This is a genomic window from Streptomyces sp. BE20, assembly GCF_036322525.1.
Taxonomy (GTDB): domain Bacteria; phylum Actinomycetota; class Actinomycetes; order Streptomycetales; family Streptomycetaceae; genus Kitasatospora.
This window is the reverse complement of the sequence record NZ_JAQYWW010001223.1, coordinates 227,154-247,482: the sequence shown is the minus strand read 5'-3', so window position 1 is coordinate 247,482 and position 20,329 is coordinate 227,154. Positions and strand designations below refer to the sequence as shown.

The following is a 20,329-nucleotide window of genomic DNA, read 5'->3' as shown; positions in this document are numbered from 1 at the left end:
CCCGTCGACCGCAGCCCGTAGGAGCCCCCGATGAACGCGGTCCTCATCGCCCTCCTGGCCCTGCCGGTGCTCGGCGCCGCGCTCACCCTGGCGCCGGTGTTCGGCACCGACCCGGCCGCCGCCGACCGGCGCGCGCTGCGCTTCGGCACCGTGCTGACCGGCGTCGTCCTGCTGCTCACCGTCGTCCTGGCGGCCGGTTTCGACCACGACGAGCCCGCCCGGATGCAGGCCACCACCGACGTGGCCTGGATCCCGGCCATCGGCGTGCGGTTCCACCTCGGTGTGGACGGCGTCTCGCTCCCGCTGATCGTCCTGACCTCGCTGCTCACCTTCCTCTGTGCGCTGTACTCGGAGCGGCGGCTGCCGTCCGGCGAGGGCGTGCCCTCGGCCCGCTCCTTCGTCGGGCTGTTCCTCCTCCTCGAAGTGGGCATGCTCGCCACCTTCGCGGTGCTGGACCTCCTGCTCTTCTTCGTGGCCTTCGAGATCGTGCTGATCCCGATGTACTTCCTGATCGCCCGCTGGGGCACCGGGGCCAAGGTGCCGGCCGCCAACCGGTTCATCCTGTACACGCTGCTCGGGTCGGCCGTGATGCTGCTCGGCTTCCTGCTGGTCGGCGGCAAGGCCGGAACCTTCGACATGCAGGCGCTGGCCGCCGCCCACGGCTCGGGCCTGAGCCACTCCACCCAGGTGATCGCCGCCCTGGCGATCATGGTCGGGCTCGCGGTCAAGGCCCCTGCCTGGCCGCTGCACAGCTGGCTCCCGGACGCGCACACGGCGGCCCCGACGGTCGGCTCCGTGCTGCTCGCCGGCGTGCTGCTGAAGATGGGGACGTACGGCCTGGTCCGCGTCCTCCTCCCGGTCGTCCCCGACGGCACGGCGACCCTCGCCCCCTACCTGGGCGCCTTCGCCGCCGTCGGCATCGTCTACGGCTCGCTGGCCTGCCTCGCGCTGGCGCGGCCCGGCGCCAAGGGCGACCTCAAGCGCCTGATCGCCTACTCCTCCGTCGGCCACATGGGCTTCGTCCTGCTGGGCATCGCCTCCCTCACTCCGGTGGGCGTCAACGGCGCGCTGTTCGCCAACATCGCCCACGGTCTGATCACCGGTCTGCTCTTCTTCCTGGTGGGCGCGATCAAGGACCGGTACGGCACGGCGGACCTCGACACCCTGGCCGGTACCACCGGCGCCGCCCTGTACGGACGGGCACCGCGGATCGGCGCGCTGCTCGCCTTCGCGGCCGTCGCCAGCCTCGGCCTGCCCGGGCTGGCCGGCTTCTGGGGCGAGCTGCTCGCGATGTTCGGCGCGTTCGACCCGGCCGAGGGCCTCTCGCGTCCCGCGTTCGTCACCTACATGGTCCTGGCCGGTCTCGGCACCCTCCTCACCGCCGCGTACCTGCTGATCGTGGTCAGGCGGGTCTGCATGGGCGACCCGAAGCAGCCCGCACCGGTGGCCGAACTCGCCGACCTGCGCCCGTACGAGGCCGTCAGCTGGACGCCGCTGGTCGCCCTCACCCTGCTGGCCGGTCTCTGGCCCGCTCTCCTGCTCGGTCTCTCCGAGCCCGCCGTCAAGCACCTCCTCGGGGGTGGCTGACCATGCTCGGCACCCAGCTGAGCGCCCAGCTCCTCGGCGCGCAGCTCAGCACGCAGCTCGGCACGGGCAGACAGCTCGGCGCCGCGACCGGCACCGCACTCGGACCTCACTCCACGGGGCAGCCCACTGTGACCTCCCTCGCCGTAGCCAACCCGGGCAGCCTGATCCAGTCCGTGGACTGGGTGGCGATCGCGCCCCCGCTGATCGCCGCGCTGGCCGCCCTCGCGGTGCTGGTCACCGACCTCTTCCTGCCCGAGCGCCACAAGCGGCTGCTCGGCCGGCTCACGGCCGGCGGACTCGCCCTGGCGCTCATCGCGCTCCTCCCGCTCGTCGGAGGCTCACCCCGAGCCACCTTCTGTGCACAGAACGTAACAGGGGTCACTGACAACGCGGGCTGCTCGTACGTCGCCGACCACTTCGCCCTGGTCTTCCAGCTGCTCGCGCTCGGCGGCGCGCTGATCGCCGCCCTGCTCTCCGCGCACACCGTGGAGGACGAGAAGCTGCCCGGCGGCGAGTACTGGTTCCTGCTGCTCTCCAGCGCCGCCGGCGCCGCCCTGCTGCCCGCCTCCCGCGACCTCGCCACCCTGGTGATCGCCCTGGAGGTGGCCTCGCTGCCGGCCTTCGCGCTGGTCGCGCTCCGCCGGGACGGCCGGGGGGCCGAGGCCGCGCTCAAGTTCTTCCTCTCCTCCGTCACCGCGACCGCCGTGATGCTGCTCGGCGTCGGCTTCGTCTACGCCGCGAGCGGCAGCCTGCACCTGGGCGCCGTCGCCACCGGCCTGGAGCACGCCCCCGCGCAGCTGAAGCCGCTGGCCCAGGCCGGCGCGGTGCTCACGCTGGCCGGCTTCGCCTTCAAGGTCGCCGCCGTCCCGTTCCACTTCTGGGTGCCCGACACCTACACCGGCGCCCCGCTCCCGGTGGCCGGCTACCTCTCGGTGGTCGGCAAGGCGGCCGGCCTCGCCGGGCTCGCCCTGGTCACCACGATCGCCTTCCGCCCGTACGCGCACACCTGGGGCCTGGTGCTGGCGGTGCTGGCGGCCGTCACCATGACCGTCGGCAACGTGGGCGCGCTGCGCCAGCGGTTCGACACCCGGTTCAGCGCGGTGCGGCTGCTCGCCTGGTCCTCGGTCGGCCAGGCCGGGTACCTGCTGGTGCCGCTGGCCGCCGCCGGCTACGCGCCCACCACGACCGACCCGCTGGGCGCCACCGCCGCGTACGCGCTGATCTACGGCGTGGTCAACCTCGGCGCCTTCGGCGTGGTGGCGGCGGTCGGCCGCCGGGCCGGGACCAGCGTCGACGACTTCCGCGGCCTGTTCGCCCGCAGGCGCTGGACGGCGCTGGCGCTGGCCTTCTTCCTGCTCTGCCTGGCCGGGCTGCCGCCGGGCGTCATCGGCCTCTTCGGCAAGGTGGTGGTGTTCCGCGCCGCCGTCGACGCCGGGCTGGGCTGGCTGGCCGCGGTGATGGCCGTCAACGTCGTCGTCGCCCTGTACTACTACCTGCTCTGGACGGCGCGGCTGTTCGCCCCGGCGGAGGCCGCCGGGGAGGCACCGGCCGCCTCCGAGCGGAGGCTTCCGGTCACCCTGACGGCCACCCTGGGGCTCACCGCCTCGGCGGCGGTGGTGCTGTCGGTGGCTCCGCAACTGGTGCTCCAGGTGGTCGGCGGCTCGCTGTTCTGAGGCGGGTGGGGAAGCCCCGGTACGTCTGAGCTGGTCCTCCGGTCGGGTGTCGCGCTGGTCACAAGGGAACAAGGCCCCGGGCCCCACCCGTTGACCGGGCAAGAGGGACGAGGCAGAAAGGGCTTCCCCACGCACCATTGGAGGGCCAGCCGTGCACCGCCGGCACAATGGACTGAGGACCGCCGCCCTGCTCGGCGGCCTCTCGGCGCTGATCCTCGTGATCGGCAGCTTCTTCGGCCGGACGGGCCTCGTGGTCGCCCTGGTGGTCGCCCTCGGCACCAACGCCTACGCGTACTGGAACAGTGACAAGCTCGCCCTGCGGGCCATGCGGGCCCGCCCGGTGAGCGAGATCGAGGCACCGCGGCTCTACCGGATCGTCCGGGAGCTCTCCACCTCGGCCCGCCAGCCGATGCCCCGGCTGTACATCTCGCCGACCCCGGCCCCGAACGCGTTCGCGACGGGCCGCAACCCGCGCAACGCGGCGGTCTGCTGCACCGACGGCATCCTGCACCTGCTCGACGAGCGCGAGCTGCGCGGCGTCCTCGGCCACGAGCTGAGCCACGTCTACAACCGCGACATCCTGATCTCCTCGGTGGCCGGGGCGCTCGCCTCGGTGGTGATGTTCCTGGTCAACTTCGCCTGGCTGATCCCGTTCGGCCGCGGTGACGACGACGACGGGCCCGGCCTGTTCGGGATGCTCGCGATCATGATCCTGGGACCGCTGGCCGCCTCGCTGATCCAGCTGGCCGTCAGCCGCTCCCGGGAGTACCAGGCCGACGCCGACGGCGCCCGGATCACCGGCGACCCGCTCGCCCTGGCCGGTGCGCTGCGGAAGCTGGACGCCGGGACCCGGCAGCTGCCGCTGCCCCCCGAGCCGCAGATCAAGACCGCCAGCCACATGATGATCGCCAGCCCGTTCCGGCCGGGCGAGGCCGGGACGAAGCTGTTCTCCACCCACCCGCCGATGGCCGAGCGGATCGCCCGCCTGGAGCGGATGGCAGGCCGCCGGGACTGACCCCGCGGGGGGCCGCGGGGTCCCCGGGTCCCCGCCGCGGCGGGGACCCTCCGGGCTCAGCCGGTCGTCTCCTCGTACGCCCGCCGGAGCCGCCGGACGCCCTCCGCCACCATGGCGGGGCTGTCCGCGGCCGCGTAGCTGAGCCGCAGGTGCGGGGCCGGGGGCTCGGCGGGGTGGTACGGGCGGCCCGGGGTGACCAGCACGCCGGCCCGCAGGGCCGCCGCGGTGAGCACCGTCTCGTCGGTGCCGTCGGGGAGCCGCAGCCAGAGGTGGTAGCCGCCGAACCGGTGCGCGCCCAGCAGCCCGGGCAGCTCGTGGCGCAGCGCCGCCACCGCGGCCCGCCGACGGTCCCGCAGCTCGGCGCCGAGCGTGCGCAGATGGCGGGCCCAGCCGGGGTCGGCCACCAGTTCCAGGGCCGCCTCCTGGAGCGGCCTGGGCACGAAGAAGCTGTCCACCACCTGGGTGGCGCGCAGCCGTTGCAGCGCCGGGCCGCGCGCGGTGAGCGCGCCGATCCGCAGGTTGGGCGAGGTGGCCTTGGTGAGCGAACTCAGGTGGACCACGATGCCGTCCGGGTCGTCGGCGGCCAGCGGGCGTGGCAGCGCCGGCGCGTCGGCGTGGACCAGGCGGCGGGCGAAGTCGTCCTCGATCACGAAGGCGCCGGCCGTCCGGGCGATCCGCAGCACCTCGGCGCGGCGATCGGGGGAGAGCACCGCGCCGGTCGGGTTCTGGAACAGCGGCTGACAGAAGAACACCCGGGCCCGGGTGGCGTCGAAGGCGGCCGCGAGCAGGTCGGGGCGCACGCCGTCCCCGTCCACCGGGACGGGGACCGGCCGCAGCCCGGCAGCCCTGGCCACGGCGAGGGCGCCCGGATAGGTCGGAGACTCGACCAGTACGGGGGCGCCCGGGGAGGCGAGCGAGCGCAGGGCGATGGTGAGAGCGCTCTGGCCGCCGGCCGTGATCAGCACGTCGCCCGCGCCGAGCGGGCCGCCGCTGCCGCCGATGTCCCGGGCGAACCAGGCGCGCAGCTCGGTCAGCCCGTCCACCGGCGGGCGGTCCCAGGCGCCGGGCCGGCGTCCGGCCCGGGCCAGCGCGGCGGCGAGCAGGCGCTCGGGCTGGAGCGAGGCGTTCGGGTAGCCGCCGTTGAGGTCGAGCACGTCGGGCCGGGGGACGTTCAGCATGGCGAACATCGGTCCGGCGCCGACGTCGCGCGGGCCGGCCTCGGCGCTCAGCGCGACCTCCTGCCAGGAGAGGTCGCCGGGGCGGGCGGGCGGCGGGGCGTGCGGGTGAGCGCCGTCGGACGCCGCGGTCGGCGCGGTCGCGGAGGTCCGGAAGACGCCGGCGCCGGGCCGGGAGACCACCAGGCCCTCCGCGGCCAGCACGGCGACCGCCCGGGAGACCGTTCCCGGGCTGACCTGGTGCCGCTCTGTCAGGACCCGGCTCGACGGCAGCTTCCGCCCTTCCGGGTAGCGCTCTACTTCCCGGCGCAGTCTGTCGGCGAGTTCGACCACACTGCTACGCTCGTTCATGAAGACACAAGATAGCGCTACGCATCGTGTGGCGGTAGCAGCGAAGCCCGCGACGAGCCACCCGGTCGGCCCCACCGGCCCCGGTCCCGGAAGCGCGGCACCCGCCGTCGGCGTCACCGGCACCGCCCTGGCGGCCCTCGGTGTCCTCTCCTTCTCGTTCAGCTTCCCCGCCACCTCCTGGGCGCTGACCGGCTTCGGCCCGTGGACGGCCACCGGGCTGCGCGGCCTGCTGGCGGGCCTGCTCGCCGCACTCTGCCTCGCCGCCGCCCGCGTCCCGGTGCCCGAACGGCGGCACTGGCCCGGCCTGCTGGTGGTCTCGGCCGGCTGCGTGCTCGGCTTCCCGCTGCTCACCACGCTCGCGCTGCAGAGCTCCTCGACCGCGCACTCCGCGGTCGTCATCGGCGTGCTGCCGCTGGCCACCGCGTCGGTCGCCGCGCTGAGGGCGCGCCGGGCGTCGGGCCGGTCCGGTGGCACCGGCGCGGCGAGCCGTCCGTCCCGGACCTTCTGGTGCGCGGCGCTGGCCGGCGCCGCGGCGGTGCTGGGCTTCACGCTGGTGCAGAGCCACGGGCGGCCGAGCGTCGCGGACCTCTACCTGTTCGCGGCCCTGCTGGTCTGCGCGGCCGGGTACGCGGAGGGCGGCCGGATCTCCCGGGAGATCCCGGGCTGGCAGGTGATCGGCTGGGCGGTCGTCGTGGCGCTGCCGGTCACCGGGCTCATCACGGCGGGAGCGCTGGCCGTCGAGCCGGTCGGCTTCGGGGCGAAGGCGGTGGCCGGGCTCGCGTACACGGCGGCGGTCTCGCAGTTCGGCGGGTTCGTCCTCTGGTACCGGGGAATGGCGGAGATCGGCGTGCCGAAGGCCAGCCAGCTGCAGCTGGCGCAGCCGCTGCTGACGCTGGTCTGGTCGGTGCTGCTGCTGGGCGAGGAGCTGCCGGCGGCCGCACCCGTCACGGCCGTGGCGGTGCTGCTCTGCATCGCGGTCACCCAGCGGTCCCGGACGTGAGACCGGGGCGTGAGGCCGGGGTGCCCGGGCCCGTGGTCGTCCCGGGCCCGGGCGACCGGGATCAGGAAGCGGTGCGCTCGGGCCGGTAGACGCAGAGGGCCCAGATGATGAAGACGTCCAGCGCGATCACGGTGATCGACCAGAACGGGTAGTACGGCATCGCCAGGAAGCTGTCGGCGGCGCTCACCGCGGTGAGGAAGACGCCGGTGTACCGGGCCCAGGCGGCGCCCTTGAGGACGAACGCGCCGACCACCGCGACCAGCGCGCCGACGACGATGTGGATCCAGCCCCAGCCCGTGAGGTCGAACCGGAAGACGTACCGGGCGGAGCTCAGGAAGACCTCGTCCTCGTTGACCGCCATGATGCCCCGCAGCACCTCCATGATGCCGTTCAGGAGCATCAGGACACCGGCGAAGACGACGAGGCCGGGCGCCCAGTCGCTGAACCGGGTGGCCGAGGCCGGTGGCGGCGGCGCGCCGGTGCCGGAGCGCCAGGGCGGCGGCTGATCGGGAGGGGTCGACGTGCTGCTCATGGGTTCCTCCAGGGCCGGACGCCGGGGCCGGACAGGCGTTCGGAGAGGCGTCCGGATCTCGACCGTCCACCTCCGGCCGGTGCCGGGCAACCGGACACGCCTGTTCGGGTGACCCGTGCCGCACCGGCCCGCACCGGCCCGCACCGGCCCGCACCGGCCCGCACCGGCCCGCACCGGCCCGCACCGGCCCGCACCGGCCCGCACCGCCCGGCACCGCCGTACCCGGCCGGCGGTGGAACGCCCGCGAACCACCGCACCGGCGGCACGCCTGACCGGCGCGGACACCGGCGGCGACCGGGCTCCCTTTACCTGCTCGTTAGGATGACCGGCATGGCAGAGGACACCAACACCCCGACGGCCGGGGACCCGCGGGCCCGGCGGCGCGGCCAGGGCGAGCTGGAGGCGCAGGTACTGGCCGTGCTCCAGCAGGCGCCGGGCCCGGCCACGGCCGGATGGGTGCAGGAACGCCTCGACGGCGACCTCGCGTACACCACCGTGATGACCATCCTCTCCCGGCTGCACGCCAAGAGCGCCGTCTCCCGGACCCGGTCCGGCCGCTCCTACCTCTGGCAGGCCGCCTCCGACGCGGCCGGCCTCGCAGCCCTCCGGATGCGCCGGGTCCTCGACGGCGAGGCCGACCGGGACGCCGTGCTCGCCAGCTTCGTGACCGCACTGCTCCCGCACGACGAGGAACTGCTGCGCACGCTGCTCGACAGTGCCTCCGCGCCCGATCTGCCGCCGACGGGCCCGGCGGCGCCCGGCCCGTCGGCGACCGACCGCGAGAGCTGAGCCCGGGAACCGACCGTGGGCGTCTTCGTCTTCCTCCCGCTCGTCCTGCCGCTGACGGCGCTGCCGATCGCGCGCCTCACCGAGCAGCACCTCCACCCGCGCGGCGCGGCCCGCCTGCTGACCGGGATCAGCATCGTGATGGCGCTGTGCAGCGCGCTCTGCCTCGGCCTGATCGGGGTCGTCGGCACCGCGCAGATCCCCGGCAACCCGCTGCCCGACAGCTGGTCCGACCCGGAGGTCCGGGCGGCCCTGCCGTACCACGAGACGGTCGGCACGGCGGCGCTCCTCGTCCTCGCGGTGGTGTTCGCGGCCCTGGTCCGGACGGTCGCCCGCCACCTGCGGATCCGCGCCCGTGCCCGGCGCGCGCTCGGCCGCGCGCTGCCCGGCGCCTCCGACGTCGCGCTGCTCCCCGACTCCGCCCCGTACGCCTACGCGCTGCCCGGCTCCCTCCGTTCGCCCGGACGCGTGGTGGTCTCCACGGGCATGCTCGCCGGTCTCGCCGACGACGAGCGCGCCGCCCTGCTCGCCCACGAACGCGCCCACCTCGCCCACCGGCACCACCGCCACCTGCTGGCCACCCAGCTGGCCGGCTGCGTCAACCCCTTCCTGCGCCCGCTCCAGCGCGCCGTGGCCTACAGCGCCGAACGCTGGGCCGACGAGGAGTCCGCCCAAGCCGTCGGCGACCGGCGGATCACCGCCCGCGCCGTGGCCCGCGCCGCCCTCGCCTCCCACCGGGCGCCCGCCTACGCGGCCTTCCCCGCCTTCGCCGCGCCCGGTCCCGGCCCGGTGCCCCGCCGCGTCGCCGCCCTGCTCGGCCCCGTCCCGAGCTCCCGCAACTGGCCGCCCGCCCGCACCCCCGCCGGGCTCGCCGCCCTCGTGGCGGCCCTCGGCACCGCCGCCTCGGCGGTGTCCGCGCTCAACGCGGCGGTGGCCCTGCTCCTCGTCCTGAAGGCCGTCACCCCGCTGTAGCGGCTCCGCCCCGCCCGGTGCGGAGGGTGACGAGTCGACGGACCGACGGGTCACGGATGGCTCCCACCGGTAGCGGTTCGTGTGCGCACGTGTCGGAATGGTGACAGCCGGTGTTCACCACCGGGCCGAAATCCAACGCCTCGAAAGGGCTCTTCCATGCGCACCATGCACCGCATCCTCGCCGCCACCGCCGTCGTCCTCCCGCTCGCCGTCTGCGGCGCCACCGTCGCCTCCGCGGACGCCGCGGGCGACGCCGTGCCCGTCGCCCACTTCGACAAGGGCTCCTTCGCGGTCGGCCCGGACGGCAGTGCCCTGCACCTGACCAGCGTCCACTTCGGCCCCGACGGCGCCAGCTACTTCGACGGCATCCTGGTCATCGGCCAGCACGGCGTCGCGGGCACCTTCACCGACACCGGCATCGGCCTCGGCGACTGACGGCCCCGCCCCTGCTCCGCGCCGCCCGGCCAGCCCGGGCGGCGCGGAGTGCTTTCCGCGGCGGCGTAGACACGGGTCACAGCGGGCATGGCTGGTCATAGGGGTCGACCGTCGACCGTGAGAGGGTGCCAACCATGAAGGTGATCGGCTTCGTCCTGAACGTCCTCTGGTTGATCTTCTGCGGCATCTGGATGGCGATCGGCTACGTGATCGCGGGAATCATCTGCTGCGTGCTGATCATCACGATCCCGTTCGGCATCGCCGCGTTCCGGCTGGCGGGGTTCGTCCTCTGGCCGTTCGGGCGCAAGGCGGTGGAGCGGCCGGACGCGGGGGCGCCGTCCTTCGTGGGCAACGTGATCTGGCTGGTGTTCGCCGGGTGGTGGCTGGCGCTGGCGCACCTGATCACCAGCATCCCGCTGTTCATCTCGATCATCGGCATTCCGTTCGGGTGGGCGAACCTCAAGCTGATCCCCGTCTCGCTGATGCCGCTCGGCCGCGAGATCGTCCCGAGCGACGAGCCGTGGGGCGCGCGGTAGCCGGAGCACCGACGCACGTCACCGGGCCGGCGAGGGCGACACCCTCGCAGGCCCGGTCGTACGGGGTCAGGCGGCGGCGAGGCCGGCGAGGGCGGTGCGGGCCGCGCTGAGGGAGGTCGCGGCGAGGGGGCGGTAGGGGGTGAGGGCGGGGACGTCGTCGGCGCGGGTGAGTTCGGCGTGGACGAAGCTCAGGTGTTCGGCGGGGACGCCGAGGTTGTCGAAGTACGCCCGCAGGTAAGGGGTCTGGAAGTCGAAAGCCTCGCGCGGGGTGCCCGGGCCGTAGGCGCCGCCGCGGGCGGTGACGACGACGACCCGGGTGGCGGCGAGCAGGCTGCGGCCGGTGACGGGGTCGCTGAAGGCGCCGGGGAAGGTGACCCGGTCGATCCAGGCCTTGAGCGCGGCGGGAACCGTGAAGTTGTACATCGGGACGCCGAGCAGGAGGGTGCCGGCCGCCCGGAGCTCGGTGATCAGGGGAAGGGTGAGAGACCACTCGTCCCGTTCGCCGGGGGAGGCGGCGACGGCCCGGACGTCGGCGAGCGGGACCGTGCCTCGGCGTTCGACGCGGACGCCGAGGGCGGCGTAGGCGGATCCGATCGGCGGGACCGGATCGGCGGCGAGGTCGCGGTGACGGTAGCCGGCGGTGCCGTGGCGGGCCTGCCAGGTGCGGGCGAAGCGGGCGGTCAGCCGGCGGCTGACGGACTCGCCGGGCGGACTCGCGCTGCAGTCCAGGTGGAGCAGGGTGGCGGGGACGGCGGGGGTGGCGGTCATCGGGAGGCTCCTTGTCACCTCGGTGGAGCGGGGATCGTCAACCCTGTGACGGGGCCGTGCGAGGAAAGGTGACCGATGGACGGGCGCGAGGAACTGGCGGTGCTGTTCGAGGCCGAGCGGGGGCGGTTGCGGTCGGTCGCGCAGCGGATGCTCGGCTCGACGGGGGAGGCCGAGGAGGCCGTGCAGGAGGCCTGGCTGCGGTTGGAGCGGGCGGACGCGGCGGCGGTGGAGAACCTCCCGGGGTGGCTGACCACGGTCGTCTCGCGGATCTGCCTGGACGTGCTGCGGGCGCGGGCGCGGGCGGGGGCCGGGAGGCGGGAGGCGCACGTCGAGGAACCGGTGGTGGAAGGACCGGAGGCGGAGGCGGAGCTGGTCGAGGAGGTGGGCCGGGCGATGCTCGTGGTGCTGGACCGGCTGGGGCCGGCCGAGCGCGTCGCGTTCGTGCTGCACGACGGGTTCGCGGTGCCGTTCGAGCAGATCGGGCCGGTCGTCGGGCGGACGCCGGTGGCGGCGAAGAAACTGGCCAGCCGGGCCCGGCAGCGGGTCCGGGGGACGGCGGGGGCGGAGCCGGCGCCGCCGGCCGGGCACCGCGCGGTGGTGGAGGCGTTCCTCGCCGCCGCGCGCGGCGGCGACCTGGACGCGCTGCTCGCGGTCCTGGCGCCGGACGTGGTGCGCCGGGCCGACCCGGCGGCCCTGCCCGCCGGGCGTCCGGCGGTGGCGCGCGGTGCGCTCGCCGTGGCCCGGGAGACCCGGGTGATCGGGCAGCGGGCGCGGTTCGGCGTGCCGGTGCTGGTGGACGGCGGGATCGGGGTGGCGATCGCGCCGGGCGGGCGCCTGTGGCTGGTCCTGCTGATGACGGTCGCGGACGGGCGGGTGGCGGGCTTCGAGGTGGTCGCGGATCGGGCGCGGCTCGCCGGGACGGAGATCACGCTGTTGCCCTGACCGCAGCCGCTCGGCAGCCGCCGACCACAGCCGACCGCGGCCGCCGACCGCAGCTGCCGCCGGCCTGGTGCCGTCAGCGGGGGACGTCGGCGAGCCGGACGATCATCTTGCCGGTGTTGGCGCCCCGGAGCATGCCGAGGAAGGCCTCGACGACCCGGTCGAAGCCCTCGACGACCGTCTCGTCGGGCACGACGGCGCCGGAGCGCAGGTGCGGGACGAGGAAGTCGTACAGCTCGGGGCGGGCGTCGAGGTGGTCGCGGACCAGGAAGCCCTCCAGCCGCAGGCTCTTTCCGACCACGTCGAACAGGTTGCGCGGGGCGGGCGGCGGCGACTGGAGGCGGTTGTACTGGGCGACCGCCCCGCACCAGGCGATCCGGCCGTGGTCGCGGAGGGCGGCGATGGCGGCCTCTAGGTGGTCGCCGCCGACGTTGTCGAGGTACACGTGCAGGCCGTCGGGTGCGGCCTCGCGGAGGCGGTCGGCGATCGGGGCGTCGTGGTAGTCGAAGGCGGCGTCGAATCCGAGGTCCTCGGTGAGGTGCCGCACCTTGGCGGCCGAGCCGGCGCTGCCGACGATCCGGCTGGCGCCGAGGAGGCGGGCGATCCGGCCGGCCGCCGTACCGACCCCGCCGGCCGCCGCCGAGACGAAGACCGTCTCGCCCGGCTGGAGCCGTGCGACCCGGGTCAGGCCGACCCAGGCGGAGAGGCCGGTGCCGCCGAGGATGCCCAGGTGGGCGCTGAGCGGGACGCCCGCGAAGTCCGGGAGGACCGTCGTCTCGGCGGCGGTGACCACCGAGAGGGTGCGCCAGGCCCGGCGGTGGTGCACGAGGGCGCCGACGGGGAGGACCGGCGTCCGGGACTCGACCACCCGGCCGAGGGCGCGGCCCTCCAGCGGGGCGTGCAGCTCCCAGCTCCCGGTCGCGTCCATCTCCTCGCGCATGTACGGGTCGACGGACTGGTAGACGTTCTCGACCAGGGCCTCGCCGTCGGCGAGGGGCCGGACGGTCTCGTCGAGGAAGGTGAAGTTCTCGGCGCTGGGGGGCGACGGTGGGGCGGGAGACGAGGTGGACGACGTGGGCGACGGGGCGGGGCATGGTGGGCTCCGGGATCGTTGGGGCGGTGATGATCACCGTAGGGAGGCGGGGCGGAGCCGGGCAGGGGGCAGCGGCGATGGGTGGGTCGGTTCCATGAGCGGAATCGATGGAAGGCGGGTGGGGAGGTAGGTTCGGCGGTGTCGACGGGTGGCCCGGGACGAGCGCCAGGGCTGACTGCCAGGGCCGAGGGATCAGGACCGAGGGTCGGGGCCGAGCGTCAGGACCGAGGGTCGGGGCCGAGCGTCAGGACCGAGGGTCGGGGCCGACCGACCGGGCTGAGTGGCAGGAGTGAGTGGCAGGAGTGAGTGGCATGGGTGAGCCGGGTCCGGACCTCGCCCCGCACGAGTTGCGGGTCCTGGTCGCGGTGGAGGAGGCGCAGGGGTTCACGGCGGCTGCCGCGCGCCTGGGTACGAGCCAGTCCGCCGTCTCGCACGCCGTGCGCACCTGCGAGCGGAAGCTCGGCGCGGTGCTCTTCGACCGCGGGCGCCACGGCGCACGCCCGACCGAGGCGGGCGTACGGGCCGTCGCGTACGCCCGGAGGGTTCTGCGGCTGCTCGCGGCGATGGGTCCCGAGGTGCGGGCCGCGGGGGCGGGGGACCACGCCGGGGCGGTCACCGGGCCGCTGCGGATCGCCGCCTTCCGCAGCGTCGCCGCGCACCTGCTGCCGCCCGTTCTGGCCCGGCTCACCGCCCGCCACCCGGGGCTCACGCCGCAGGTCCGGATCGTCCGTGAGATCGGGCGCGGCACGGCCGGCGAGGTCGCGGACGGCCGTGCCGACCTCGGGCTCGCCACCCTGGACGCGAGCGTGCCGCCACCGGTGCCCGGACTGCTCTCCGTCCGGCTCTTCGAGGAGGAGTACGCGCTGGTGCACCCGGTGGGCCACCCGGCACCGCACGGGCTGCCGCTGGTCGACTGGGACGAGAACTGCGGCTCGTACACCCGGGACTGGTGGGACCGGCAGGACTGGATCCCGCCCGCGACCATCGACGTCGAGGACGACACGGTGGCCGTCTCGCTCGTGTCGCAGGGGTTAGGGATGGCGATCATGCCCCGGACCGCCCTGCTCGGCGCCCCGGCCGGGCTGGCGCTCACCGACCTCGGGCCGCGTCCGCCGAGCCGCCACGTCGGATACGTGACGACGCCGGAGCTGGCGGGCACGGCGGCGGTGCGTGCGCTGATCCGGGAGCTGCGCGGCCTCACCCTGCCGGCGGGCCTGGTCGCGGTGTGAGGACGGCGGCCCGGCCCGGGCCGCCGCCGACCGGGGGTGGGGGCGGGGCCGTCCCCCGACCGGCCGGACGGGCGGCCCGGCGGGCAGTGGCTCAGCGGCTCAGCGGGCGGCGGCGGTGACCGGGCGGGAACGCAGGGCCCAGGCGGTGGCCGGGGCGGCGCAGAGTGCCGCGAGCAGGACGGCGCCGGCGGCGACGAGGCCGACCGGCCGCCAGGGCAGGACCCACGGTGACGGCGTGCCGAGCAGGGCCGCCGCGCCGTGCATGGTGCCGAGCTGGACGGCGGTCACCGCGCAGCCGAGGACCGCGCCGACCGCCACCACCAGCACCGACTCGGCGGTCACCAGCCGCACCACCTGGGCCCGGCCGGCACCCGCCAGGCGGAGCAGGGCGAGTTCGCGACGGCGGTCGGCGGTGGCCGTCAGGATCGTGTTGGCGAGGGCGATGCCCGTGTAGACGAGGGCCAGACCGAGCACCAGCACCGTTCGCAGCCAGGCCGTCCGGGCCTTGGCGGGCGCGGTGGCGGCGAGCCAGTCCTCGCGGCCGAACACCGTCGCGCCGGACGCCCGTGCGGCGGTCCGTACCTGTTCGGCGGCACGTACCCGCTCGGCGTCGGCGAGGTGGTCCAGGCGCACCTCGATCCGGTCGGTGCGGGCGCCGGGCGCGTTGGCGGCGGTGACGTACAGCCCGTTGTCGCCGAGGCCGTCGCGCAGCACGGCGGCCACCCGCAGGGTCGCCCGGCTGCCGTCGGCCCGGACCACCGGGACCGGCTCGCCGATCGTCGTGTGCCCCCATTCCGCCGGCAGGACGAGGGAGCCGTCGTCGAGGTCGGCCGGAGAACCGGCCAGCAGGGGCAGCCGGGCGAGGGCGGCGAGCCCGGCCGGGTCGGCCACCCGCGCCTCGGAGCGGACCACCACGCCGTCCGGCTCCACCAGCGAGAGGCGGGTCGGACCGGTGGGGGACAGGGTCACGCCGGGGACGGCACGCAGGGCGTCCGCCGTCGCGTCGGGTGCGCCGCCGTCGGCGGGGACGACGACCAGGTCGGCGGCGGTACGGGCGCGGGCCTCGGCGGAGCGGGCGGCGCTCACGGTGTCCAGCGCACCCGCCAGCGAACCGGTCAGCGCCACCGACACCAGCACCGGCGCGGCCACCGCGCCGGTCCGGCGGAGCGCGGCGGCGGCGTTGGCGCGGACCAGCCGCCCGGCGTACCCGGTGAACCGGGCCGGGGCGAGCCGGCCGAGGGCGCGGACCAGGGGAGGGGCGAACAGCGGGGAGAGCAGGCCGCACGCGGAGATCAGCCACATCGGCTGCGTGGTGTAGGTCTTGCGGTGCAGCAGGTCGACGGGGTCGGTGGCGAGCGCGGCGGCGGTGAGGACGGCCGCGGTCAGCAGCAGGCCGAGCCCGGTGACGAGGCGCCCGACGGTCAGCACACCGGCGTCGAGGTCGGCCGTGCGCAGGGCGTCCAGCGGGCCGACCCGGCCGGCCCGGCGGGCGGCCACCGCGACACCGCACAGGGCGACCAGCAGGCCGGTCCAGAACGCGGTGAACAGGGGCCAGCCGGTCGGGCCGAGGGCGAAACCGGGCGGGGCCATCCCCACGCCGGCCAGCCGGCGGAGCAGCACCGGCGCCCCGAGCCGGCCGAGTGCGCAGCCGGCGGCGGAGGCGACCGCGCCGAGCAGCAGCGCCTCGGCCAGCACAGTACGGCGGACCTGGGCGGGGGTGGCACCGGCCAGCCGGAGCAGACCCAGCTCCCGGCGCCGCTGGGCGACGGCGTAGGAGAACGTGGACGCGACGACGAACGCCGAGACGAACGCGCTCACCCCGCCGGCGGTGCCGAGGGCGGCGACCAGCGAGACCAGCTCCTCGCCGCCCGGGCCGCCGGGGGTGCCGAGCGCGGCGGCGAGGCCGAGCAGCATGACGGCGGTCATCGCGACGCCGAGGGCGAGGGCGAGGAAGGCTCCGAGGAGGGAGATCCAGCGTGCCTTCAGGGACTTGAGCGCGATCCGCAGCATTCTCATGGGGTCCAGCGAACCGCCGCGGGGTGGTGCGGGGCAGCAGGCCGGGGGCCACTCCGGGAGGTAGGGCGGGCCCTACCCGTAGGGGGAGCGGGGGATGGCCGCACCGGACGTCGGGCCCGCCGACTTCCTGTGCGGGGGCGGGGCGAGGCGGGGGCGGGGCGAGGCGGGGCCGGAGCGAGCGGGGCCGGAGCGGGCGAACGGTAGGCCTGGCCCTACCGACGGCCCGCCGCCCGGGTGCCTAGGGTGGGCCGCTGGTGCAGCCGGACCGGACCGGCGCGGGGCAGGGGGAGTCGGCGCGGTGGACGGGGTGGCGGACGGGTCGGTGGGTGGGCCGGTGGACGGGCGGCCGGCGGGCGTGCGGGGGCAGGTGGCGCGGCCCGGGTTCCTCCGGTCGTCGGCGCCTTGGCGGGCGGCGGCGTACCTGCTGACGACCGGGCTGACGGGGCTGCTGCTCTGCGGCGGGCTCCTGGTGGCCGGGGTGGCCGCCGGAGTGCTGGCGGTGCTGCTGGTCGGGTTGCCGCTGCTCGCCGCGCTGGCGCTGGTCGGGCTGCCGGTCGCGGCCTGGGAACGGCGGCTGGTCCGGCTGGTGGCGGACGCGCCGGTGCCGGATCCGCACCTCGTCCCCGACCGCCCGGGCCTGGCGGCCTGGCTGCGGCTGCGCTACCGCGAGCGGGCGACCTGGCGCGAACTGGGCTTCGCCCTGCTCGCCGCGTGCGTGCTCTGGCCGATCGACCTGACCGTGGCCGGCTTCGCCCTCGCCGTCCCCGGGTACCTGCTGGCCGCACTGCCGATGCTCCTGCTGGACGGCGAGCAGGTGAACGTCCTCAAGCTGTGGCAGGTCCACTCCCCGGTGGTGGCGGGCCTGTTCGGGCTGGCCGGCCTGCTGCTGGCGCCCCTGCTCGGCTATCCGCTGGCGGCGGTGGCCGCAGCCCGCGCGGCGCTGGTGCGACTGGTGCTCGCACCGGGCGGGCAGGACCGTCGGATCGGTGAACTGGTCCGCTCCCGGGCCCGGTTGGTGGACGCCTTCGAGGCGGAGCGGCGCCGGATCGAGCGCGATCTGCACGACGGCGCCCAGCAGCGGTTGGCGGCCCTGCGGATGACGCTCGGCCTGGCCCGGCTGGACGCGCCGCCGGACGGTCCGCTGGCCGCGAGGCTTGCCGAGGCGCACCGGGAGGCGGGAGAAGTGCTCTCCGAGCTCAGGGAGTTGATCAACGGGATCCACCCGCAGGTGCTCACCGACCGGGGTCTGCCGGACGCCTGCGCGGACGCCGGCGACCGCTCGCCGATCCCGGTCACCACCCGCTTCGCGCTGCCCGGGCGGCTGCCGGCGCCGGTCGAGTCGGCCGGTTACTTCGCCGTCGCCGAGGCGCTCGCCAACGTCGCCAAGCACAGCGGCGCGAGCGCGGTGACCGTCGACGGACGGTACGCCGACGGCCGGTTGACCATCGAGGTGGCGGACGACGGCCGCGGCGGCGCCGACCCGTCGGGCGGCAGCGGGCTGACCGGGCTGGCCGACCGGGTCGCGGTCGTGGACGGCACACTGACGGTGAGCAGTCCGCCCGGCGGACCGACCCTGGTGCGGGTGGAGATCCCCTGCACCCCGGCCCCGGCCCCGTCCGCGGCGCCGGCCGACGGAGGAGCAGGACGATGAACGAGCAGGCAACCGGCGCGCTGAGGATCGTGGTCGCCGAGGACGGCGTGCTGCTGCGCGAGGGGCTGGTCGGCCTGCTGGCCCGGTTCGGGCACGAGGTGGTGGCCGCGGTCGGCGACGCCGAGGCGCTGCGGACCGCGGTCGGCACGCATGCGCCGGACCTCGTCGTCACCGACGTCCGGATGCCGCCGGGCCAGACCGACGAGGGACTGCGGGCGGCGGTCGCCCTGCGCGAACGCCGCCCGGGACTGCGCGTCCTCGTCCTCAGCCAGTACGTGCAGCACTCGTACGCGGCGGAGCTGCTCGACTCCGGGGACGGCTCGGGCGTCGGCTACCTGCTGAAGGACCGGATCGGCCAGATCGAGGAGTTCGTGGCCGCGGTCGCCACGGTGGCGGCGGGCGGCACGGTGGTCGACCCGGAGGTGGTCCGGCAGCTGCTGCGCCGCCGCCGGGACCCGTTGGAACGGCTCACCCCGCGCGAGCGGGAGGTGCTGGCGCTGATGGCGGAGGGCCGGTCGAACGCGGCGATCTGCCGGGAGCTGGTGGTGTCGGACGCGGCGGTGGGCAAGCACATCGGCAACATCCTGATGAAGCTGGACCTGCCGCCCGCGGAGGAGTCGCACCGCCGGGTGCTGGCGGTGCTGCGGTTCCTCCGGGGGTGACGGGCCCACCGGGAGGGCGCCCCGTCCGGTCAGGCCCCGTCCGGGCGGGGGCCCGGGTCCGGGGCGGGCGAGACGGCCTCGCGCAGCTTCGCGAACTCCGCCGCCAGCGCGTCCAGGGTGTAGTGGGCGTTGAGGCCGCTGGGGTTGGGCAGCACCCAGACCTCGGTCCCGCCGATCGACTCCTCCTGCCGTCCGATCGTCACGGTCCGCCGCCCGAACGCCGTCCGGTACGCGCCGATGCCGAGCACCGCCAGGGCCCGCGGCTCCAGCCGCAGCACCCGGGCGGTGAGCGCGGCGCCGCCCTCGCGCAGCTCCTCGGCGGTGAGCTCGTCCGCCTTGGCGGTGGCGCGCGGGGCGACGTTGGTGATGCCCAGCCCGAGGTCGAGCAGCCGGCGCTGCTCGTCCGGGCCGAACTGGTGCGGGGTGAAGCCGGAGCGGTGCAGCGCGGGCCAGAAGCGGTTCCCCGGACGGGCGAAGTGATGGCCGGTGGCGCCCGACCAGAGACCGGGGTTGATGCCGCAGAACAACACCCGAAGGCCGTCGGCGGAGACGTCCTCGATGGTGGTGCCGCGGGCGGCGGACAGCTGTTCCGCGGTCGGCTTCGTCGGGCGCGCGGGCTTCTCCACGGCGGGCGTCTCGGTCATTCGTCCAGTCTGCCGGTGGTGGCGGGCGCCCCGGCCGCCGGGGCGCCCGCCACCCCTGCCGACGTCCGGGCGGGTGCCGCCGACCCGGCCCCGGCGGTCGCCGGGACCGCCGCGCGGGTCGCCGCCAGGGACCGGGCCCGCCGCCGTGTCCGCAGCCACTGCACGCCGTACACCACCGCCGCCGCGTACGCCCAGCCGACGAAGACGTCCACGATGAAGTGCTCCGCGCCGTACACCAGGGTGAAGGTCATCGCGAGCGGGTACGCGACCAGCAGCATGCGCAGCCGACGGCCGGCCGTCGGCCAGAAGAAGAAGAGCAGCATCGCCGGGTACGCCGAGTGCAGCGAGGGCATCGCGGCGACGTCGTTGGCGAACCGGCTGCCGTTCTCGAAGATGGACCCGGCCCGGGGGAGCCCGCTCTCCGTCAGCACGTCCGACACCACCCGGGTCAGCGCCGGGAGGTGGCCCTCCTGGGAGGCGAGCCACGGGGGGACGGCCGGGTAGAGGATGTACGTCGCGAAGCCGGCGAAGGTCAGCGCGAGGTAGCAGGTGAGCAGGTGCCGGAACCGGTCGTGGCGACGGCGCCAGAGGACCGCGAGCACCACGAAGACCAGGAAGAAGTGCGACATGTAGACGGCGACCGCCGCGTAGTCGTACCAGTGCGGCGAGCCGGGTGTGTACAGCCCGTGCTGGAGCCGGACGGTCAGGGTCTCACCCAGGCCGATCAGTTCGTCGGCCCGCTGCTGCGGCCACAGGTACGGGCCCCACGGGGTGTGCGCGCCGTAGCCCCGCAGCAGCGAGTACGTCCAGACGACGGCCATCACCGGCACCCAGTCGCGCAGCACGAGCAGGAAGCCGCGCGGGCCGTGGCCGCTGTGCACGGCGGCGGCCAGCAGCGCGCCGATCAGCCAGAGGAACACCACGTCGTTGGAGTACGGCAGCCCGTAGGCGCGGACGTACCAGAGGAGGGCGAGCAGGTAGAGCGGCCACGCCAGCAGCCGGATCCGGGACAGGGCACCGGGGCGGGCACCGGTCCGGGTGCCGGTCGCCGGGCGTAGCCGCCCGGCGCTCGCGGGAGGGGACGGCGGCGCCGGTCGCAGCATTCTGGTCATGCCGGTCGAAGCTAGCAAGGCATTCTTGGAGAACTCTCGGTGCGAACGGCCGTCCTTTCAGGTAGACCTCAGAAATGCCCCGTGCGGCGGAACGGCGGGCCCGCGGAGCGGGGTCCCGGTCGTTCGGGTGTTCGTACACCCGGCTCCTCCGGC

18 protein-coding genes and 1 pseudogene are annotated in these 20,329 nt (G+C 75.7%); 12 read left to right on the top strand and 7 right to left on the bottom strand.

Translation table 11 applies throughout. The features are described from left to right. Positions 1 to 30: 30 nt before the first annotated feature. The 3 genes from PUR61_RS43410 (at position 31) to htpX (ending at position 4,275) form a co-directional block, all read left to right on the top strand. Complete coding sequence (locus tag PUR61_RS43410; RefSeq protein WP_329885463.1) at positions 31 to 1,587, top strand: complex I subunit 4 family protein; 1,557 nt, start codon at positions 31 to 33, stop codon at positions 1,585 to 1,587. 128 nt (positions 1,588 to 1,715) lie between these two features. Beyond that, complete coding sequence (locus tag PUR61_RS43405) at positions 1,716 to 3,260, top strand: NADH-quinone oxidoreductase subunit N (RefSeq protein ID WP_443035347.1); 1,545 nt, start codon at positions 1,716 to 1,718, stop codon at positions 3,258 to 3,260. 151 nt (positions 3,261 to 3,411) lie between these two features. Next, complete coding sequence (gene htpX / locus PUR61_RS43400; RefSeq protein WP_329885461.1) at positions 3,412 to 4,275, top strand: zinc metalloprotease HtpX; 864 nt, start codon at positions 3,412 to 3,414, stop codon at positions 4,273 to 4,275. A gap of 56 nt (positions 4,276 to 4,331) precedes the next feature. Here the strand turns inward: htpX and PUR61_RS43395 are convergent, their stop codons facing one another. Continuing rightward, positions 4,332 to 5,801 (bottom strand): aminotransferase-like domain-containing protein, encoded by a 1,470-nt coding sequence (locus PUR61_RS43395; RefSeq protein WP_329885460.1) that lies wholly within the window; start codon positions 5,799 to 5,801, stop codon positions 4,332 to 4,334. On the opposite strand from PUR61_RS43395, the gene PUR61_RS43390 reads away from it, so the two are divergent. Next, complete coding sequence (locus tag PUR61_RS43390) at positions 5,800 to 6,801, top strand: DMT family transporter (protein WP_329885459.1); 1,002 nt, start codon at positions 5,800 to 5,802, stop codon at positions 6,799 to 6,801. The two genes, PUR61_RS43395 and PUR61_RS43390, sit on opposite strands and share 2 nt — an antisense overlap. A gap of 61 nt (positions 6,802 to 6,862) precedes the next feature. On the opposite strand, the gene PUR61_RS43385 is transcribed toward PUR61_RS43390, so the two are convergent. Continuing rightward, the gene (locus PUR61_RS43385) at positions 6,863 to 7,333 is read right to left on the bottom strand and encodes a DUF7144 family membrane protein (protein WP_329885458.1); all 471 of its coding nucleotides are present in this window, start codon (positions 7,331 to 7,333) and stop codon (positions 6,863 to 6,865) included. Positions 7,334 to 7,663: 330 nt separating this feature from the next. Between PUR61_RS43385 and PUR61_RS43380 the strand changes: the two genes are divergently transcribed. The 4 genes from PUR61_RS43380 (at position 7,664) to PUR61_RS43365 (ending at position 10,062) form a co-directional block, all read left to right on the top strand. Next, complete coding sequence (locus PUR61_RS43380) at positions 7,664 to 8,122, top strand: BlaI/MecI/CopY family transcriptional regulator (protein WP_329885457.1); 459 nt, start codon at positions 7,664 to 7,666, stop codon at positions 8,120 to 8,122. Positions 8,123 to 8,137: 15 nt separating this feature from the next. Next, on the top strand, positions 8,138 to 9,091 hold the full coding sequence (locus tag PUR61_RS43375) for a M48 family metalloprotease (RefSeq protein WP_329885456.1): 954 nt from the start codon (positions 8,138 to 8,140) through the stop codon (positions 9,089 to 9,091). Between the two features lie 156 nt (positions 9,092 to 9,247). Then, a complete protein-coding gene (locus tag PUR61_RS43370; RefSeq protein ID WP_329885455.1) occupies positions 9,248 to 9,526 on the top strand; it encodes a hypothetical protein in 279 nt (92 codons plus the stop codon). Between the two features lie 134 nt (positions 9,527 to 9,660). Continuing rightward, positions 9,661 to 10,062 (top strand): YccF domain-containing protein, encoded by a 402-nt coding sequence (locus PUR61_RS43365; protein WP_329885741.1) that lies wholly within the window; start codon positions 9,661 to 9,663, stop codon positions 10,060 to 10,062. Positions 10,063 to 10,128: 66 nt separating this feature from the next. Here the strand turns inward: PUR61_RS43365 and PUR61_RS43360 are convergent, their stop codons facing one another. Continuing rightward, positions 10,129 to 10,830, bottom strand: a complete 702-nt coding sequence (locus tag PUR61_RS43360; protein WP_329885454.1) for an FMN-dependent NADH-azoreductase — start codon at positions 10,828 to 10,830, stop codon at positions 10,129 to 10,131. Between the two features lie 75 nt (positions 10,831 to 10,905). Here PUR61_RS43360 and PUR61_RS43355 point away from each other — a divergent pair, with 75 nt between their 5' ends. Next, on the top strand, positions 10,906 to 11,772 hold the full coding sequence (locus tag PUR61_RS43355) for a sigma-70 family RNA polymerase sigma factor (protein WP_329885453.1): 867 nt from the start codon (positions 10,906 to 10,908) through the stop codon (positions 11,770 to 11,772). A gap of 73 nt (positions 11,773 to 11,845) precedes the next feature. On the opposite strand, the pseudogene PUR61_RS43350 reads toward PUR61_RS43355, so the two are convergent. Continuing rightward, a pseudogene (locus PUR61_RS43350) lies at positions 11,846 to 12,863 on the bottom strand (NADP-dependent oxidoreductase). A gap of 310 nt (positions 12,864 to 13,173) precedes the next feature. Here PUR61_RS43350 and PUR61_RS43345 point away from each other — a divergent pair. Next, positions 13,174 to 14,091, top strand: a complete 918-nt coding sequence (locus PUR61_RS43345; protein WP_329885452.1) for a LysR family transcriptional regulator — start codon at positions 13,174 to 13,176, stop codon at positions 14,089 to 14,091. A 99-nt stretch (positions 14,092 to 14,190) separates the two neighbouring features. Here PUR61_RS43345 and PUR61_RS43340 read toward each other — a convergent pair whose 3' ends face one another. After that, positions 14,191 to 16,107: an ABC transporter permease gene (locus tag PUR61_RS43340; RefSeq protein ID WP_329885451.1), complete on the bottom strand. Its 1,917-nt coding sequence runs from the start codon at positions 16,105 to 16,107 to the stop codon at positions 14,191 to 14,193. 307 nt (positions 16,108 to 16,414) lie between these two features. On the opposite strand from PUR61_RS43340, the gene PUR61_RS43335 reads away from it, so the two are divergent. Together PUR61_RS43335 and PUR61_RS43330 are read left to right on the top strand one after the other, a co-directional pair. Beyond that, entirely contained in the window at positions 16,415 to 17,758 is a 1,344-nt protein-coding gene (locus tag PUR61_RS43335) for a sensor domain-containing protein (protein ID WP_443035346.1), read from the top strand. Then, on the top strand, positions 17,755 to 18,420 hold the full coding sequence (locus PUR61_RS43330; protein ID WP_329885450.1) for a response regulator transcription factor: 666 nt from the start codon (positions 17,755 to 17,757) through the stop codon (positions 18,418 to 18,420). Before PUR61_RS43335 ends, PUR61_RS43330 begins: the two co-directional genes overlap by 4 nt. Before the next feature lie 29 nt (positions 18,421 to 18,449). Here PUR61_RS43330 and mug read toward each other — a convergent pair whose 3' ends face one another. Continuing rightward, the gene (gene mug, locus PUR61_RS43325) at positions 18,450 to 19,064 is read right to left on the bottom strand and encodes a G/U mismatch-specific DNA glycosylase (RefSeq protein ID WP_329885449.1); all 615 of its coding nucleotides are present in this window, start codon (positions 19,062 to 19,064) and stop codon (positions 18,450 to 18,452) included. After that, positions 19,061 to 20,176: a phosphatase PAP2 family protein gene (locus tag PUR61_RS43320; protein ID WP_329885448.1), complete on the bottom strand. Its 1,116-nt coding sequence runs from the start codon at positions 20,174 to 20,176 to the stop codon at positions 19,061 to 19,063. Before PUR61_RS43320 ends, mug begins: the two co-directional genes overlap by 4 nt. Positions 20,177 to 20,329 lie beyond the last annotated feature (153 nt).